The following is a 17,990-nucleotide window of genomic DNA, read 5'->3' on the forward strand; positions in this document are numbered from 1 at the left end:
TGCCTGGCGAAAGTTAAGATTCCTGATTGGAAAGCTGAATTTCGCCATCGTTCCCCACAAATACCCGGCTGTTTATGCAATCACTTTATTGCGCTTATCATGTCGCAGTGCGGGGAACTGTCAAGGCGGAGTTTTGTAATTTTAAGCGATCCGAAAGTTATTGGTTGAGAATCTGGAACATGATTCCACCCAATAAAATCAAAACTGTAACTGCCAGCGAGATATTGATGATGGATTTTGTCATTCGCGACATCACTTCCGGTGCAAGAGTGCCTGACCCTTTTCCAGCACGCACGGCACCGGTTGTTGCACTTGCCAGATTGTCACGGTTCAGGATTTTGATGACCTGCTTTTTTTCCTTGCGGGTTGCATCGTCATATTTGTTCTCGACAATGCGTATTTCGGTATTATTCGTATTGTCGAGTGCCTTTTTCGCACTTTCCATTGCGGCACCGTATTCCTGAACGGTTTCCAGTTCCATCTGGTGGCCGGTCGTGCGTGTAACCATGATGGTATAGGTTTTGCGAAGAGGATTTTCTGACATTTAGACCCGTTGTAAGTGGTTGGATTGGCGACAAAATGCCCTGTTCTTACGGGAATGTATATCTATACATTCGCCTATGCTCTGAGCCCCGCGTTAGCAGGGTATTTTTTAAATCAGAGACCTGAAAGTTTGTTGCGCAGTCGTGTCACTATTGCGCGTTTGCATAATCAGGTAACGATTGTCTTTCCATATTGTTTAACGGCGCCGTGAAACAAGATCAGACGGTTCAAAAAATGGATGTGTGAATTTTTTGCCAATAGGATGGGGGGGAACAAGGGGCAGGATACCCACCCATATAAAAACCCTTCCAGGCCTGGAACCGGGAAGGGTTTGTAAATTCTCGAGAGATGTTAAGCTGGTTTCACCAGTTTGATTTTTTGCCGTTTAGCGCATCGTTCAGGTCTTTATATTGTTCGCAGTCGGTACCGCAAACGTCTTTCAGGCGGGCAAGATTTTGTTTTGCCATATCGACACGCCCGGTATGGATGTAAAGTTCGCCCTGATATTCCAGCGCACCACGATGATCGGGATTGATTTCAAGGGCCTTTTCGTAATTGGCTTCGGCCGATTTCATGTCGCCTGATTTGCGCTGGCTATAGGCAAGATAGTTCAGAACGTCGGCGTTTTTTGGATCGGCTTTGTTCATTTTTTTCAGGCTGTCGATGGCATCAGAATATTTTCCGGCATCAATCATTTTCACAACGGCCGGCAGGTCGGTTGGTGTGTCATCGCTTGAGCTGCTGAAAAAACCCGCTGCAAAACCGGCAGAGCTATAAAGGCTGACGGCACCTGCAATGGCGGCGATACGGACAAATTTGACAACGTTTTGTTTGTTCATTTGAAGCTCGTGCTTTCAATCGGATATGGCATAAAGGCGGGAATAATGTCAGGCATTGCGGGCGCATTATAGCTACATTCCGGATTTCAGTATCTCACAGCTCGCAGAATTGTTGTAACGAATGTGTGAGCCCGATGTGAAGGCGATAGCAAAAAGGCCCGCCGATGATACAGGCGGGCATTTTAAGGTGATGGCGCGATTTAGAAATCGGCTTCGATCACGCGATCCTGAATTTCACGGACCATATCTTCTGCCAGGTCGGAAATCGCAACGGTCTTCTGATGTTTGAAACCAAGACGGCGCACGGATGCGGTTTTTTCTTCGGCTTCGCGTTTGCCAAGTGCCAAAATCAACGGGATTTTGGCGTGGCTATGCTCACGAACCTTGTAACTGATCTTTTCATTGCGAAGATCAAGTTCAACATTCAAGCCTTTGGCTGCCAATGCTTCTTTGACTTCCTGTGCATAGCCATCAGCCTCGTTGGTGATGGTGCAAATGACCGCATGAACCGGCGACAGCCACAAGGGCAGGCGACCGGCATAGTTTTCGATCAGGATGCCGATAAAGCGTTCAAGTGAGCCTAAAATAGCCCGGTGCAACATGACGGGACGATATTTTTCGCCATCTTCGCCCATATAGGAAGCATCAAGACGTTCGGGCAAAACAAAGTCCGCCTGAAGCGTGCCACACTGCCAGTCACGGCCAATGGCATCGCGCAGAACAAATTCCAGTTTCGGGCCATAAAATGCCCCTTCACCAGGATTGATCTCGAGCTTCAGTCCCGCTTCTTCGGAGGCTTCGCGCAGTGCTGCTTCCGCCTTGTCCCAGATCTCATCTGACCCGGCACGCACTTCCGGGCGGTCCGAGAATTTGACAACGATATCTGTAAAGCCAAAATCCTTGTAAACCGATTTCAAAAGGTCACAGAAAATCTTGGTTTCTGAAACGATCTGGTCTTCGGTACAGAAAATATGCGCGTCATCCTGAATGAACTGGCGGACCCGCATGATGCCATGCAACCCGCCCGAAGGTTCGTTACGGTGACAACAGCCAAATTCGGCCATACGCAACGGCAGGTCACGATAGGATTTACTGCCCATTCGGAAAATCTGCACATGGCAGGGGCAGTTCATCGGCTTAAGCGCCAGAACTTTTTCATCACTATCAGGGGCCGTCGTGAACATGTTTTCACGGAACTTTTCCCAGTGACCGGATTTTTCCCACAACACACGGTCTACCAGCTGCGGCGTGCGCACTTCCTGATAACCAGCGTTGTCGAGGCGGCCTCGGATATAGTTTTCCACCTTGCGATAAAGCTTCCAGCCCTTATCGTGCCAGAAAACCGATCCCTGGGCTTCTTCCTGCATATGGAACAGGTCCATTTCGCGACCAAGGCGGCGATGGTCACGCTTTTCGGCTTCTTCCAGCATGTGCAGATAGGCATCAAGCTGTTCCTGCGTTTCCCAGCAGGTGCCGTAAATACGCTGCAGCATTTCATTGTCGGAATTACCGCGCCAATAGGCACCCGCGACCTTCATCAGTTTGAAGGCCTTGCCGATTTTACCCGTCGAGGGGGAATGCGGTCCGCGGCACAGGTCGATAAAGGCACCCTGGCGATAACACGTAATCGTTTCCGTTTCCGGCAAATCACGAATGATCTCGGCCTTGTAGTCTTCACCTTTATCAAGGAAGAACTTGATCGCCTCGTTACGATCCCATACTTCGCGTTCGATTTTCTCGTTGCGATTGATGATCTCGTGCATCTTCTTTTCGATCTTGACCAGATCGTCGGGCGTGAAGGGCGTTTTACGGGCAAAGTCGTAATAAAAGCCGTTTTCGATGGACGGGCCGATCGTGACCTGCGTGTCAGGATAAAGTTCCTGCACGGCTTCGGCCATGACATGCGCGCAGTCGTGGCGGATCAGCGGCAATACTTCGTCATGCCCTTTGGTTACGATCTCGATGGTTGCATCAGTCTCGATCTCGCGGCCAAGGTCGCGGACTTCACCGTTAACGATAATGGCAAAGGATTTTTTTGCCATGGAACTGCTGATGCTTTTGGCAACATCGAAACCCGAAACGGGACCGTCAAATTCACGTACGGCGCCGTCCGGAAGCGTAAGGGCAATCATGTTCTGCTCAACTCTGCTTTTTATACGGGCGAAATAATCAAGGCGCACACCTTATACCCGCTGTTGTTGCGGGAAGTCTGCACAAGAAAACGAATTTTGGGATGGGGTCAAGTTCGCACTTTGGAAAAGGCGACTTTCTGGGCAGCAAAAAACGCTGCACCGCCACGATGGCGTGCAGTGAATTCCGTCTTCATCAATTTTTTGTCGGCGATGCCGTGCATTGATGCTTTCCCGTTTGTTGCGGGTCAAATATAACAGGCTATTGCCTGCGGGCAAGCCGGAACTGACTGAAATCTGCCCTTTTTATACAATAATAATCAGCCAGGCGCCACCACGCCATTCAGGAAGGTCTTTCATGTCTCGCCCCGAAGTCAGACGTAACGTTATTGTTCTCAGTCTGTGTGTCGCCCTTTCGGCAAGTGCGATGTCGCTGTTGTTTACTGTTGCAGCCGTGATTGGTTATTCGCTGGCACCTGATAAATCGCTCTCTACCTTGCCAGTGTCGGCAACAATGATTGCGATGATGCTTACTACGGCACCGTCAGCTTTCATGATGAAACGGTTTGGCCGCAAGGTTGGTTTTTCCGTGGGCTGCTTGATTGGGATGTGTGGTGCCTTTTCCGGGATGGGGGCGGTTTATTGGGGTAATTTTTGGCTGATATGTGCGGCCGGGGCCTTTATCGGGTCGGCCAATGCCATTGCCATGCAATATCGGTTTGCCGCAGCCGAAGCCGCCCCGGCAGAATTTCGTTCGCGTGCGATCTCATTGACGATGCTGGGCGGTGTCCTGGCGGCATTTATCGGGCCAAATCTTGCCAGTCACGCCCGTAACTGGGTTGATACCATTCCGTTTTTGGGGACGTTTCTTGCGCTGTTGGGGCTGCAATTGTTGTTGATGTTGGCCATTGCCCAGTTGCGCCTGCCGGAAACGCACAAAAAAATACATGATGAACCCGCCCGTCCACTTGGCGAGATTTTTCGTGTGCCAGGGGTGTTGGTTGCCATTGTCGGCGCAGCCCTTGGCTATGCGGTCATGAGCTTTGTGATGACGGCAACGCCGCTTGCCATCCTTGACTGCGACTATGCCTTTGGGGATGCCGCCTTTATTATTCAGTGGCATGTGGTGGGTATGTATGCGCCGGGCTTTTTTACCGGCAACCTGATTCGCCGTTTTGGGTCACTGGTCATCATTCAGGCAGGTGCTGTCTTTACGCTTGTTTGCCTGGTGTTCGGGTTAACCGGGATTGATTTGCTGGCGAATTTCTGGCCCGCACTGGTATTGCTGGGGATTGGCTGGAATTTCATGTTCGTGGGCGCGACAACGTTACTGACGGAAAATTACCGTCCGTCTGAGCAGGCCCGTGTGCAGGCCATTAATGAATTTGCCGTGTTTGGGACAGTTGCTGTGGCTTCGTTGTCTGCAGGCTCGATTTATGCCGGAGCAGGGTGGTCCGTTTTGTTAATGTCGGCGGCCATGCCTGTCGGCCTGGTTGTGTTGATTGTTGCGATTTATGCCGTTTATAAACGCCGGTTAAAAGCAACTGCGATAAAATCAGGGTAACGGGAACGCCAAACCGCCCTGTCATAAGGGCGGTTTGGCAAGGCCTGTGGTTTGTTTATTGGCGAATAGAGCGCAAGAATTCACCAACCTGGTCGCGCAATTTGTCGCCATTTTTTGCCAATTCTGATGTTTCCCCCTGAACATGGCTCGCAGCCTTACCTGTGTCGTTGGCTGCCTCCGTGACAGATCGAACATTAGCCTGAGCAGATTCGGTGCTTTTTACAGCCTGATAAACACTGTTTGAAATCTCGTGGGTAACCGATCCCTGTTGTTCAATTGCAGAGGCAATGGCCGTTGAAATCTCGTCTACTTCGTTAATCGTGCGGGAAATGTTCTGAATGGCTTGAACCGCGTTTTGCGTTTCTTCCTGTATTGCTTTGATTTGGTTGGCAATTTCTTCTGTTGCACGCGCTGTTTGGGTCGCGAGGGTTTTTACCTCGGAGGCAACCACGGCAAATCCCTTGCCAGCATCTCCTGCACGGGCAGCTTCGATGGTGGCATTTAGGGCCAAAAGGTTGGTTTGTCCGGCAATGTCATTGATCAGTTTGACAACATCACCAATTTTTTGTGCAGCAGTCGCCAGAGATTCAATTTTGTTGTTGGTTTCGACAGCTTCTGAAACGGCAGTACTGATAATTTGGGATGATTGGTTAACACGTTTGCTGATGTCATCGATTGATGCGGACAATTCTTCTGTTGCCGATGCGACAGACTGAACGTTTTCGTTTGTTTCATGGGAGGCGGAGGCAACAACATCACACAAGTTTGCTGTTTGAGTTGCCGTTGATGTCATTGAGTGTGCGGCTTTATCGAGTGTTCTGGCGGATTCTGATACCGCTTCGACAAGTTTCCCCACAGAGGCTTCAAAAGCATCGGCCAACTTCTGACGCATTTCGTCACGTTCGGCTTCGGCAACTTTGCTATCATGAACGTCAACCAGTGACCCACATGCGCGGCGGGGAATGCCGTTTGCATCCTTCACGGTTCCACCAGTCGCCCGAAACCAGCGATAGGAGCCATCCTTTACCTTCAGGCGATATAGAACGTCATATGGTTTACCCGTTTCCAAAGCATTGCCAAAGGCGGCAAATGTGGGCGCGACATCCTCTGGATGCAGACGGTCCGACCAGGATTGCACGACGTTGGGAAAATCGTTTTCATTGTCAAAACCGCACAGGCGACGAAATTCAGGTGTCCAGGTCCATTTTGACTTTGGGTGCATCGCATCGCCATCGTGAAGAATGGCATCCCATAATCCAACACCGGAGTGTCGTGACAAAATTTGCAGCCATTCGATTTTTTCGGCTGTTTCGGCTGATGGTTTTAAAAACGCCATGCGATATACTTTCAGAACTTTTGACAATCTCATCCCTGCACCATCATCTTATCTTAAGGTGGTGATGTGCTATTCTTTTGGGATGTGTGTATTGATCAAAAGTCTTTCAAGGTTTTTGTATTCTCCATCAGTTTCCGTGCTGGTGCGTTCGTCCGTCTGTCGGTTTGGGTGATCTAACGCCCCATCATGATTTCCAGGGCATGGGAACGAAATTCACGATTGTACAGAATGACGATCACCCAAGTGGATCCAATCATGAAGGCTACAGGATGATAAAACCAAGCCAGCGCCGAAAGGGCGAAGAAATAAGCACGAATGCCACGATTGAAGTTATGGGCTGACATCATGCTCATACGGGCGGCCTGGGCTGCTATGTTGGGGCCTTTTTCATCGCTGGTTTCGGGGGTGGCACCAATCAGGATCGAACAGTAATTTGATAGCCGGAAAGCCCAGGTAAATTTGAAAAAGGCATAAACAAAGATCAACATCAGAAATACGACTTTGCAATTCCACAATAAGGGTGTGGACGCGGCGGCATAGGGCAGGGTGGAAACCAGTTCAATACCTTCTCTGCTGTAGCCAAGAAGCGCGCCCAGACCAACCAGAACCAGAATCGTTGTTGATGAGAAAAAACTGATCGCTGTAATCAGGTTGCTGGCGATAGAGGTATCAATCATCCGCAAATTACGTTTACGCATCTGTTCCATCCAGCGATGTCGATTATGCGCCATTAACGCGGAAATGCTTTTGCGTCGCCGCGTGCTGCTGTCAGCATAAAAGGTATAGCCAGCCCACCAGCAAATGGCCCAGCCGAGTGCCAGTGCATCGTGTAATGTTGTTGTTACCATTTATGTTTTTCGTCCTTTTCCCCTTTTTATGGGGGCGGATTATATCATTGATGATCAAAATTGGCTTAGGTGTTTCTTTTGGCAGCACCCTGGGCTTGGTTTATAATGATGCGATAGGCAATGAGATGACGAATTGCTGAAAATCATCTTCGGCGGGTTGTTTTCCGACCCGAGAAAGAGTATCAGCGGCGCAAATTTAACGGAGCAAATACCCCATGAGCGACCTTGATAACGACCTTGGCGAAGAAGACGTCGAACTGGCCGAATTTGAAGCACATACCGAAGCGCTGATCGAGGAAGGTCGCAGCAAGGATGATGTGTTTGAATTTGTCGGCTATATGAATATCAATGAAGTCGGCACCCACATGATTGCCGCCGAAATGGTGCTGGACGAAGACGACATCGACCAGATGAGCAAGACCCTGCGTCAGCTGGAAGTTGATTTGAAGCCACTGGGTGAATTAACCGGAGGGCTTAAGGGCGGCGAAGATGTCAAACGCGCGCTGGCGGCCCTGTTCCTTGAACTGGTGGAGCTGTGCGAACTTGACGATGATGATGAAGATGCTGGCGAATTGAGCGAAGAAGCCCTGTTGCTGTTGAACTTCATTAAACGGTTCAATCCGCAAATGCGCCGCCTGACGGTTGCGCTGACCGATACCGATGATGATGACGTATCGTGCGAATATGAAGTTGCCAACTGGTAACGGGGCAAAGGGTGGGTAACGCAGTTGCTTGCCACTGGCCGATAAATTCGATACCCACAAAGGCAGCATGGATAACCTTGCTGCCTTTTTTCTTTTGCGGAGCATCGCGGTGAGCCAGGAACGCCCGGTTTCAATGGATATGAATAACGAATTGGCGCAGGGCGAGGAACGCCTTGCGACCTATTTGGCGCGGCATGTAAAGGGCGAGGCACCGTTTCCCGAAGGACAAAAATTGCTACGCTGGATTGGCGATAACCAGGATCAATTCGCCTCGGTTTTGTCGTTTGATCTGAAAACATGTCGCAAGATCGTTTATGATTTCAGCCGCAATGGCGATGTGGTGATTGGCGGGACCAGCGACCCGGCCCGGCAGACGGAACTGATGTTTGCACAAATGGCCGCGCAGGATGCGCCTGTTGGTGTTGGCCGCTATCGCGAGGACCGGATTTGTTATCAGTCGCCTCAATTTAAGGTGGGCGGTGAAGCCCGGTCCCAGCATTTGGGGATTGATCTTTTCCTGCCTGCGGGAACGCCGGTTTTCATGCCGCTTGATGGCGTAGTGCACAGCTTTGCTGATAATGACCTGCCGCTGGATTATGGCCCCACCATTATCATGGAGCATAACCCCGAACCGGGCATCACCTTCTGGACATTGTATGGACATCTGAGCCGGGAATCGCTTGTGGGGCTTTATGAGGGCAAGCCCTTTGCGAAAGGGGAAGAGCTTTGCCAGTTTGGTGATTATCCGATCAATGGCGACTGGATACCGCACCTGCATTTTCAGATCATTTTTGATCTTCTGGGGAAACGCGGTGACTATTTTGGTGCAGCCAAACCGTCTCAATGGGATGTATGGGAAGCTATTTGCCCCAATGCAAACCTGATTTTGCAAATGCCGGAAAATGTAACAGCCAGTCGGGAAGGTGTGTGAAATGACCCAGCCCCGTTTAAAAGCCGGTATTTGGGTGCGTGGCCAGATCGGGATTTGCCAGGCCAATGGCATTACGGCAATGGTCGTGCATAAAGGCAACGAGGATGCCGGGGCGGTTTTGTTGAAACTAAACCGTTTTGCCGCAGGTTGTTTTGTATATTCGCGTGTCACCACGATGGAAGGTGAACTTGGCTGGATGCAGGTTGCAGGGGGTGGAAGCGGTGATCGTGAAACGGAAATGCAGTGCGATAAGTATTGCTGCCGACAGATTTCTTTTGACCGGGATATTTGGGTGCTGGAAGTCGAAGATCACAAGTCGCAATATGAGCTTGATGCGCCAATTGTTGAATTCTGATATAAAAAAAGGCCTGCAAGCGACTGCAGACCTTTAATTTTTTGCGATACCGGATTAAGCGGTGCGCTGCAGGATGTGATAACCGAAATCGGTTTCCACCACGTCGGACACGGTTCCGACTTCCATGTTGAACGCGGCCTGGTCGAATTCAGGGACCATCATGCCACGGCCAAAAAAGCCAAGGTCGCCACCCTGACGGCCCGACGGGCAATCGGAATTTGCCTGGGCGACTTCGGCGAAATCGGCACCATTGTCGACCTGGGTTTTCAGGTCTTTAATCAGGGTCAGGGCTTCGTCCTTGCTGCGTGACGCGGTGGAGCGTGCGGAACCGGCATACATCAGCAGGATGTGAGATGCGCGAACTTGTTCACTCATGATTTTTCCTTTCAGCCCGGCACCACACCATTGCGAAGTACCGGAAATCTGCAAAATTTCAAAATTATGGGAATTGCCATGGCTGGCACTTTCCCATAAGCCTTGTGGCTTGTTACGACAAAATGATCCGCGATGAAAGAGAAGAGGCGCACAAATGCTTGCTGTTGTTTCCCCGGCAAAGAAACTCGACTTTGAAAATCCGGCCCCAAAAATGCCTGTTAGTCAGCCGGTATTTCTGGACGATGCCGTTGAGTTGGTTGAGGTTGCGCAAAAAAAGACCCGTCGCGATTTAATGAATTTAATGGGGATCAGCGAGGATCTGGCTGAATTGAATGTGCAGCGATTTGCCCATTTCAAAACGCCTTTCACCGCCGAAAATGCCAAACCGGCGGTTTATGCTTTTCGTGGCGATACCTATGTCGGACTCGATGCTGATAACCTGAGCCAGAAAGATCTGGACTGGGCGGAAGACCATTTTCGCATGCTTTCGGGCCTGTATGGGGCGTTGCGCCCGCGCGACTTGATGCAGGCCTATCGTCTGGAGATGGGAACGAAGCTGGAAAATCCGCGCGGTAAGAACCTGTATGAATTTTGGGGCGAAAAGATTGCCCATCATTTGAATGACATCACCCGCGAGCATAAAGATCGCACCCTGGTGAACCTGGCCTCGAACGAATATTTCAAGGCGGTGAAAACCAAATTGATCGAAGGGCCGGTAATTACGCCTGTGTTTAAGGAAATAAAAGGCAACACCGCCAAAGTCATTGGGTTTTCAGCCAAGCGTGCCCGTGGCATGATGGCGCGATACATGATCCAGAACCGGTTGGAAAAGCCCGAAGACCTGAAATCATTTGATATGGACGGGTATGTTTACCGTGATGATTTGACAGACGGGAATGACTGGGTCTTTACGCGCACGCACGAATAATGTAGTGCCCGTGATCTTATTTTTTCACCAACACAGTGAGCGATCAGATGAGCGACGATCATCTCGAGCAGCCCGACGATGAAAATCATTTGCCAGAATCCCATCCGTTCTCGGGGTATTTGCGGCAGTTTTTTCGCGGACCGGGCAGGTCGCGCAGCCTGACACGTGACGAGGCCTTTACGGCCTTTTCCATGATTCTGCGTGATGAAGTCGATCCGATTCAGCTTGGCGCTTATCTGCTGATGTTGCGCTATCGCGGGGAAACCCCCGAAGAACTTGCCGGGATGATCGAGGCCGTGCGCGACATCGCCCGTCTGGAGCCCGATGAAAGCGATGTTCCAGAGGCCAGCCATCCGATGATCGATTGGCCGTCTTATGCTGCTGGACGCACACGCGGCTTGCCGTGGTTTGTGCTATCGGCCCTGTTGCTGGCACAAAACAAGATCCCGGTTTTGATGCACGGCTATAATTCGCATCTGGTCAAAGGCGTTGGCACCGAGGCGGCCTTTAAAGCCCTGAAATTGCCAACGGCCATGTCCGCCGAAGAAGCAAGGGCCGATATTGCCACACATGGTATTTCCTATTTGCCGCTGCGCCATATTCATCCCAAATTGCAGGAACTGATTGGCCTGCGGCCGTTACTGGGCCTGCGCAGCCCGGTAAATACCCTGTTGCGTCTACTCAACCCCTTGCAGGCGAAGGCGGCGTTTTTGGGGGTATTTCATCCGGCATTTTTGGATGTGCATCGTGAAACCGGCAAATTGCTGCATTTACCACGTATTGGCGTGATTAAGGGCGGTGGCGGCGAGGCAGAACGCACACCTTACAAACATGTCGATCTTCGGTTGCTCGATAATGGGGTCCTAAGCGACCTGCGCTGGCCTGCCAGCCTGGCACGGACGGAAAAACCCGAAGATGACGCCACACCGGCCAAGATGGATCATTTCCTGGGGGTCTGGCGTGGCGAAATCGAGGATGCCGATGCGATTGCCAAAATCAAGGGCAGTGCCGCAATGGCGGCATATCTGGCCGGGCGCGCGGATTATATTGACGAAGCGGAAAGCCTTGTTGAAGGCTGGTGGGATAACCGCAAAATCAAGCGGTAGTTACCTGAGGCGGTTTTGAGGAAGAAAATGTAAGGCAGGGGCGGTTTAACCCCTGCCTTTGTTGTTAGAACGACGAGCCCGGCTGTTTCAGAAAAGCCAGTTCTTCTGCGCTTGACGGGCGTCCCAGAATTTCATTGCGATGCGGATAACGGCCAAAACGATCAATGATCTGTTTGTGGCGTTTTTCGTAATCGAGATTTTCTTCAAGGCCCGGCTGGTCAAACAGCGTCAGCGCAATCTCGTGAATGATTTCGGATTCAGAGTGCATATAGGGCATATATAAAAACAGCCTGTGCTGCACATTGGACAGGTCCTGATCTGCCTTTACCCGCACGGCTTCCTGCGCCAGCACAAGTGCCATTGCATCGCTGGCAAAGGATTGTGGCTCGTCACGGTACATATTGCGCGAAAACTGATCGAGGATGATGATTTCGGCAAGGCGGCCCTTGGCGGTTTTGCGCCAGTCAAACAGTTCGCCCCTGGTGGCCGCAGCATGAAAATCGGCAAACCGTTCGGTGATGTGCCGGTCAAGTGCTGTATCTTTTTCAAACCATTTTTTGGGCGTCAGTTCCTTAAACCAGAAATGTAATATGTCGTCCGGATTCATGATGATGCGTCCTGTCGGGCTTTGTGTTTATTGCGGCGTATCAGAAACAAGTTTGCCATTTTGCAGCCGGATCTGGCGCGTCGCAACCTGCTTTAGGAACGCATGATTATGCGAAATGATCACCATTGCCTGGGGCAGATTTTGCAGGATTTCGGTCAGCCGGACTTCCACATGCTGGTCAAGGCCGGTTGTGGGCTCATCAAGCAACAGGATTTCGGGCTGCATTGCCAACACGGTTGCCAGGGCGACCAGGCGTTTTTCCCCGCCGGAAAGATGATGCGTGATGCGATTTTCAAACCCGAACAGACCAAGATCGTTCAGGGTCTTGCGTGAAATTTCCATGGCGTCGGTATCGCTGGCACCAAGGTTTAGGGGGCCAAAGGCAACATCTTCAATCACGGTCGGGCAAAAAAGCTGGTCATCCGAATCCTGGAACAATAACCCCGTGCGCCCGCGAATGGCGGCGAAATCTTGCTCGCTCACGCAGGTATTTTGCAGGATGCGGACCGTGCCGATATCGGCTTTGCGCAAGCCCATGATGATGTGAAACAAGGTTGTTTTACCGGCCCCATTGGGCCCGGTCAGCGCCACCCGTTCGCCGCGACTTAAACCGAAATCGGCATGATCCAGTACGGGTTTTGCCTGGTTAAATGAAAAGCAGATATCACGCAATTCAATCAAATCATCGGCGGGCATAGAACCTCCAGCGTGGTAAGTGCCGCTAACACTGCCAGCATTGCAATACCAAACACAATATCGCGTCGAGCCAGCCGGGGTAGGTGGGCAAAATGATAATGCCCATGAAAGCCCCGGCATTTCATCGCCCATATAATGCGTTCAGAGCGTTCATGCGCGCGCACCAGCAACATACCCACCAGATATCCGACCATTTTCCAGCTATGCCGGTTTGTTTTCAGGCGAAAGGCACGGGCACGCATGGATTGGCGGAGCCTTAAATATTCATGGTGAAGCACATCAATATAGCGAACCGTGAACATCATTAGGGTTGTCAGCTTGGTGGGCAGATAAAGGCCCGTCATGCCACGTCCAAGTTCGGTGCTGCTCATATTGCCCAGAAGGGCAATGATCCCGCACATCACGGCATTGGCCTTTAATGCAATCATGATGGCGCGATAAAGACCCTGCCAGGAGGCATCAAAGCCCCATAGCGTGAACATCACATCTCCCGGATAGGTAAAGGGCAGCAATATCAGTGTTGCGACAATAAAACCATCCATCGCCAGGATGCGGCGCAGGGATTTTCGCCAGTCAGGTGCCGAAAAGGCCATCATGGAGAGGGCAAAGAGGATGGTTGCCGTAACAGTCTGCCAACTGGCAAACGAAACCACGGCAATCGCCAGTATAATCGTTGCGGTTATTCTGACGCGGGGGTCGATTTTACCGGTAAGATCGCGGGCTGTTACCTTGCCTGCCGGTATCAGAACGGAATTTTTATTCATTCTGGCGGGGGCGATACGCGCTTTCGGGCCTGCCACCATGCAATTGTCCCGAATATGCCGATAATGATGCCAAGGCCGCCCATAATATCGGAAAAACGCACCTTGTTTTCATAAGCGACAATCTGTTCACGCAGCGGATTAACCTGCTTTGCAACCGCATGGCTGACAAGGCTGGATAATTGCTCTGCGGTTATTGTTATGCGTGGGTTTTCCGGTGCAATTACACTGCTTGTCGGGGATGGGCCGGTATTGGTCGACAAAGCAATATCGGTATTTGGCGCGTCTTCTGTGGCATTCAGGGCGATAACCGATGCCGGGCTGGTGGCAGTTGCCTTGGGCAGGTCATCGGCAAGTTCGCTGGATTTCACGATATAGGACGCCGCATGTCCATCGCCGGTATTGGCGCGAATGGTGTAATCATCCAGATGATCAACCCGAAGCCGGAATTCGCCATTATCATTGGTTTGCCCGGTCAAAAGGACTTTGCCATCGCTGCCTTCAATGGAAAAGGCAGCATGATGGGGCCGGGCGCCGCCGCCAAAATAGGCATAGCCTTCGATAATATCGCCATCGCCAAGGGCAAAAACATGAAAGCTGTGTGCTTGGGCACGATGAGGGGCGAGCAGCAGTATGATGGTGACCAGCGCAATGAAAATGGCCGTGCCCTGTGTAACAGAAGCCTTAAAGCCGGGCACACAACGATGAATGGTCGCGGGAAATGGCATGGAAGTGATCTCAGGCAGTGACACGGGAAGAGGCACCAGAAAGCAGCAGGGCTGGCCGCACCTTTTTGATCAACGAAAAAGCTGCGGCAGTCAGGAAGCCTTCGACCACCATGATGGGAATGTTGTTGATGAAAACGAGCTTTGCGGTCGCGAGAAATTCCTGGCCGCTCAGGGCAAGGGACAGGCCGACCATAACAGCACTGAGCATAATGGATGAGGCCCCGGCGACAAAGGCGACAACCGCCATGATCCGGCCATCTACGCGGGCTAGAAACGGGCTGAAAGCCAGCCCCACCAGAACCGCAGGCAGCGCCATATTGACCGTATTGACCCCTAACACGGTAATGCCGCCAAAGCCGAAAAACACGGCCTGAAGCAAAAGGGCAATGAACACCGCCGGAAAGGCCGCCCATCCCAGTATCAGACCCAGCAGGCCATTCATGATAAGATGGATGCTGGTTGGCCCGATGGGAACATGAATAAGGGACGCGACAAAAAACACCGCACTGAGCAAGGCGGTGCGTGGCATGTTTTCGATGGTGATGCCACGCAGGCCATAAGCAATGCCGCCCACCGCAATGACGGCGCCGGTCACAACCACGTCCGTTGACAAGACACCATCAACAATGTGCATTTGATCGTCCTTAAATATCAGGTTGGTCGTCGATACAACCGGCAAGGAGGCAAAGAAACCAGTGTACTGAAGTCTTATACGCAAAAAATGCGTATGCGATGACCGGTTTCATATTTTCTGAATGAAAAACAGCGTAGCGACGGAAACCGTTGAAAGTCAAGCGTCACAACGCCTATTTTCATATTTTTCCTGGAAATTTATGATAGATATTTTTTAGTCAACTATTTGTTTTTATATTATTTTTTCTTTCTTTCGTGCCTTCCGGGTTGCGCATGCTGCAAAGCGAACTGGGTTGGTCTAATTTGCCGTTTTGACCGGATTTTCGGTTTTGATCCACAAAACACCACCGCGTTCAATCGGGACATTTTCTTTGCCATCGGGTGTTGGCAGTGTGCCATCTTCAATCAATGCGGCAAAAACCCACCAGCCTGTCCAAGGGGTGGTATAGGTGAACGTGCCGTTGGCATCAGCCTTGATGATTTGGGTGGAAAAGCTGCCATTTGGCAATGTCACGCTGCCGTCATTTTTGAATTCAACTTCAATTTCGGCGAACGGTACGGGTTTGCCATTATGCTTTACCACACCGGAAAAGCTGTTGCCGGCCCACAGCCCATAGGGGCGCGTTAGGGGTTCGATCTCGACAGGAAACCCGACCATTTGATCCCACTTGCTGCCGTCACCAAAGGCATCAATGACGGTTTTGGTATATTGGACGATATATTTGCCTTCGGCAGGTTCATAATAGGGCTGAGGTTCCAGATAGAACACATAACCGGCCGGACGGGGCAGAGTGACATCGGCTTGGTAGGCCTCTTTTTTATCGACATCGTGGCGCATTAACTGATCGGACAGGTCGGTTTTTTTGCCATCCGCCTGCATCCCGAACTGGGCCGGACGTTTCATTTCCATCGTCGGTCCCATGTCGGTCGGGTGGGTAAAAATCATGTCGAAATGCACATCTTTGCCGGTGGTCTGATCCACGACATTGGTTGAGGGGATGAGTTCCTGAAAATGGGCCTGCGCGGTGCCCCCAAGCATCGATGAAACTGCAATCCCGGCAAAGATCGCCGTCAAAGTACGTGTTTTGACACTGGACATGAATTTAACCTTCTCTGATGGCGGATGTCGTTTGGACCGAACGCTAGATTTGTGAAGAACAATCGTCAAGCTATTGAAATCATTTTTTCATAAAAAATATCAAAGTGTGTGAAGTTAAAATGGTTTGTGTCCTTGCTGTCGTCCCGTCGGCTTGATGCGAGTGTAAATGCCTCTCTTTAAAAGCGTATTTTTTGCACGTATTACGGTTTATCCGTGTGTTGATAGTGGTATGATTCGGATAAGTTAGATGGGCTCGCATATTTATCGAAAAGGGGGATGGCTGTGTTAAGGATGGTCTATGTAACGCCCGATGGCGGGCGGCACTGGGTTGATAGTGAATGGCGCGATACCATGACATTGCGCGATGCGATTGCCGACAGTGTCGCGGGGGATTTGATTCGGCTTCTGCCCGGAAGTTATTTTCTGCCCGAGGCCATTGACCTGCCGCGCGATGGAACGCCGGCAGAACCTATTATCATTCGTGGGGAACATGGTGCCATTATTGATGGTCGTCGTCCGCCCGACCCTGAGGTTTCGGCCACCAGCCCGGGGCCGGCGCGTTATGCTGCATTCCGTTTGATCAATCGTTGTCATATTCGGCTGGATAATATTCGTATTGAACGCTGCTGGCCCAGTGCTGTGTATATGGAAAACAGCCACCATCTGACCTTCAAGGACATGTCGGTGGTTGGCGGGACTTATGCCTTTTATGCGGATGGTCCTGGCTGCCATCATATTTCAGTGGTGCGTTGTGACTGGGTGCAGGATGACAGCCTATGGCGTTACATCAACTGGGCGATGGTCCATGATGGCGAATTGGTGCCGGGCGAAAAGGCACCCTATCGTTATCTGAACGGGGCCTTCTTTGGCAGTAACAACATCCGGGGAGATGTTGTCATTCGCGATAATGATATCCGCCATTGTTACAATGCGATCCGGCTGGATATTTCTGATGAGAATGCCGATGCGCCTTTGGGGCAGTTCAATTGCAATGTTGTGATTACCCGCAATCGGTTTTCATTCGTGCGCGATAACCCGGTGGAGCCCGAAACCTTTGCGGTTAATTGGTGGGTTAGCTATAACCAGCTTTACAATTGCCATAAATGGTTTTCGCAGGACGGGGCGAAAGGCGGTTTTTGGTATTATTTTGGCAATCTTGGCTGGTTCGATTCCCGTCCCGGGCCCGAAGGGGACGAGAATAATGGCGGGGCTGTTTTTAAATTTGGCAAAGACCCGGATGATTTGCCAAGCCTGCCGTTCGAGACCTTTCACAACAGTTTTTATCTACGCCAGCAATATGTGAAAAAAGGAACTACCAGCCAGTGGTGCCATCGCCGCAATGCAATCGGCTATGCCGATAGGGCCGAATTGCCACCAGGCTTGATGGTGCCGGGGCAGCCGTTTTTGGGCGAGGGGCTGGAACTCTCCGCGCAGGAAGACGTCTCGTTTGAGGGTGATTTATGCAATCACCCGACTTTTCCATCGGTGTTTGACCGTTATCCTGGTGTGTATTTGGGTGGTTTCCCGGTCCAAGGCCCCATTTTCCGCGCGGGGATTTGCGGTGACCTCGCCCTGTTGCCAGGTACGGCAGAGCCTTATGACCAGCCATTGGCCGTGCCAATGCCCGATGGGACTGTTTGGCATTCGGAAAATGGTTTGATGCCAGGGGCGCTGGATGGCAATCGCCTGTTTGCCGGGCCGCGCTATCGCCCGATTGACCCGGATTATTTACAGCAATGTTTACAGGGGGCGGAATAGACATTTATCGGCGGAGAGAAAGTTGCAGCCGCGTCAAGCCGATTCATTCT

At 51.2% G+C, this 17,990-nt stretch carries 19 protein-coding genes; 7 read left to right on the forward strand and 12 right to left on the reverse strand.

The features are described 5' to 3' along the window. Positions 1 to 157 precede the first annotated feature (157 nt). The 3 genes from LF95_RS07385 to thrS all read right to left on the reverse strand — a co-directional run bounded on the left by LF95_RS07385 (position 158) and on the right by thrS (position 3,514). Positions 158 to 544 (reverse strand): hypothetical protein, encoded by a 387-nt coding sequence (locus LF95_RS07385; protein WP_073954338.1) that lies wholly within the window; start codon positions 542 to 544, stop codon positions 158 to 160. Between the two features lie 361 nt (positions 545 to 905). Continuing rightward, the gene (locus LF95_RS07390) at positions 906 to 1,382 is read right to left on the reverse strand and encodes a tetratricopeptide repeat protein (protein WP_073954339.1); all 477 of its coding nucleotides are present in this window, start codon (positions 1,380 to 1,382) and stop codon (positions 906 to 908) included. Between the two features lie 200 nt (positions 1,383 to 1,582). Then, a complete protein-coding gene (gene thrS / locus LF95_RS07395) occupies positions 1,583 to 3,514 on the reverse strand; it encodes a threonine--tRNA ligase (protein WP_073954340.1) in 1,932 nt (643 codons plus the stop codon). A gap of 355 nt (positions 3,515 to 3,869) precedes the next feature. On the opposite strand from thrS, the gene LF95_RS07400 reads away from it, so the two are divergent. After that, positions 3,870 to 5,075, forward strand: coding sequence for an MFS transporter (locus LF95_RS07400; RefSeq protein WP_073954341.1), 1,206 nt, complete (start codon positions 3,870 to 3,872; stop codon positions 5,073 to 5,075). A gap of 55 nt (positions 5,076 to 5,130) precedes the next feature. Here LF95_RS07400 and LF95_RS07405 read toward each other — a convergent pair whose 3' ends face one another. Beyond that, positions 5,131 to 6,444 carry a methyl-accepting chemotaxis protein gene (locus LF95_RS07405; RefSeq protein ID WP_174560995.1) on the reverse strand — a complete coding sequence of 438 codons (1,314 nt, stop codon included), beginning with the start codon at positions 6,442 to 6,444 and terminating at the stop codon, positions 5,131 to 5,133. Between the two features lie 140 nt (positions 6,445 to 6,584). Then, positions 6,585 to 7,259, reverse strand: coding sequence for a DUF599 domain-containing protein (locus LF95_RS07410; RefSeq protein ID WP_073954343.1), 675 nt, complete (start codon positions 7,257 to 7,259; stop codon positions 6,585 to 6,587). A gap of 215 nt (positions 7,260 to 7,474) precedes the next feature. Here LF95_RS07410 and LF95_RS07415 point away from each other — a divergent pair, with 215 nt between their 5' ends. The 3 genes from LF95_RS07415 to LF95_RS07425 all read left to right on the forward strand — a co-directional run bounded on the left by LF95_RS07415 (position 7,475) and on the right by LF95_RS07425 (position 9,249). Continuing rightward, a complete protein-coding gene (locus tag LF95_RS07415; protein WP_073954344.1) occupies positions 7,475 to 7,963 on the forward strand; it encodes a hypothetical protein in 489 nt (162 codons plus the stop codon). A gap of 109 nt (positions 7,964 to 8,072) precedes the next feature. Continuing rightward, positions 8,073 to 8,894 (forward strand): peptidoglycan DD-metalloendopeptidase family protein, encoded by an 822-nt coding sequence (locus tag LF95_RS07420; protein ID WP_252509688.1) that lies wholly within the window; start codon positions 8,073 to 8,075, stop codon positions 8,892 to 8,894. 1 nt (position 8,895) lies between these two features. Beyond that, positions 8,896 to 9,249 (forward strand): DUF1491 family protein, encoded by a 354-nt coding sequence (locus tag LF95_RS07425; RefSeq protein WP_073954345.1) that lies wholly within the window; start codon positions 8,896 to 8,898, stop codon positions 9,247 to 9,249. 54 nt (positions 9,250 to 9,303) lie between these two features. On the opposite strand, the gene LF95_RS07430 is transcribed toward LF95_RS07425, so the two are convergent. Then, positions 9,304 to 9,624, reverse strand: a complete 321-nt coding sequence (locus LF95_RS07430) for a peptidylprolyl isomerase (RefSeq protein WP_073954346.1) — start codon at positions 9,622 to 9,624, stop codon at positions 9,304 to 9,306. A 154-nt stretch (positions 9,625 to 9,778) separates the two neighbouring features. Between LF95_RS07430 and yaaA the strand changes: the two genes are divergently transcribed. Further along, positions 9,779 to 10,552, forward strand: a complete 774-nt coding sequence (gene yaaA, locus LF95_RS07435) for a peroxide stress protein YaaA (protein ID WP_073954347.1) — start codon at positions 9,779 to 9,781, stop codon at positions 10,550 to 10,552. A 47-nt stretch (positions 10,553 to 10,599) separates the two neighbouring features. Beyond that, positions 10,600 to 11,658: a glycosyl transferase family protein gene (locus tag LF95_RS07440; RefSeq protein WP_073954348.1), complete on the forward strand. Its 1,059-nt coding sequence runs from the start codon at positions 10,600 to 10,602 to the stop codon at positions 11,656 to 11,658. Positions 11,659 to 11,722: 64 nt separating this feature from the next. Here the strand turns inward: LF95_RS07440 and LF95_RS07445 are convergent, their stop codons facing one another. From LF95_RS07445 to LF95_RS07470, 6 genes are all read right to left on the reverse strand, one after another. Next, positions 11,723 to 12,265 carry a DUF924 family protein gene (locus LF95_RS07445; protein WP_073954349.1) on the reverse strand — a complete coding sequence of 181 codons (543 nt, stop codon included), beginning with the start codon at positions 12,263 to 12,265 and terminating at the stop codon, positions 11,723 to 11,725. A 27-nt stretch (positions 12,266 to 12,292) separates the two neighbouring features. Beyond that, positions 12,293 to 12,961: an energy-coupling factor ABC transporter ATP-binding protein gene (locus LF95_RS07450; RefSeq protein WP_073954350.1), complete on the reverse strand. Its 669-nt coding sequence runs from the start codon at positions 12,959 to 12,961 to the stop codon at positions 12,293 to 12,295. Continuing rightward, positions 12,943 to 13,725, reverse strand: a complete 783-nt coding sequence (gene cbiQ, locus LF95_RS07455) for a cobalt ECF transporter T component CbiQ (protein ID WP_073954351.1) — start codon at positions 13,723 to 13,725, stop codon at positions 12,943 to 12,945. The genes LF95_RS07450 and cbiQ overlap by 19 nt, the downstream gene beginning before the upstream one ends. Then, positions 13,722 to 14,450, reverse strand: a complete 729-nt coding sequence (locus tag LF95_RS07460) for a hypothetical protein (RefSeq protein WP_073954352.1) — start codon at positions 14,448 to 14,450, stop codon at positions 13,722 to 13,724. Before LF95_RS07460 ends, cbiQ begins: the two co-directional genes overlap by 4 nt. Before the next feature lie 10 nt (positions 14,451 to 14,460). Beyond that, positions 14,461 to 15,084, reverse strand: coding sequence for a cobalt transporter CbiM (cbiM, locus tag LF95_RS07465; protein WP_073954353.1), 624 nt, complete (start codon positions 15,082 to 15,084; stop codon positions 14,461 to 14,463). Between the two features lie 297 nt (positions 15,085 to 15,381). Beyond that, positions 15,382 to 16,182 carry a DUF4198 domain-containing protein gene (locus LF95_RS07470; protein ID WP_083607555.1) on the reverse strand — a complete coding sequence of 267 codons (801 nt, stop codon included), beginning with the start codon at positions 16,180 to 16,182 and terminating at the stop codon, positions 15,382 to 15,384. 276 nt (positions 16,183 to 16,458) lie between these two features. Here LF95_RS07470 and LF95_RS07475 point away from each other — a divergent pair, with 276 nt between their 5' ends. Beyond that, positions 16,459 to 17,940, forward strand: a complete 1,482-nt coding sequence (locus LF95_RS07475) for a right-handed parallel beta-helix repeat-containing protein (RefSeq protein WP_073954354.1) — start codon at positions 16,459 to 16,461, stop codon at positions 17,938 to 17,940. Positions 17,941 to 17,990: the final 50 nt, after the last annotated feature.

Origin of the sequence: Thalassospira sp. TSL5-1 (assembly GCF_001907695.1) — a bacterium.
GTDB lineage: Bacteria > Pseudomonadota > Alphaproteobacteria > Rhodospirillales > Thalassospiraceae > Thalassospira.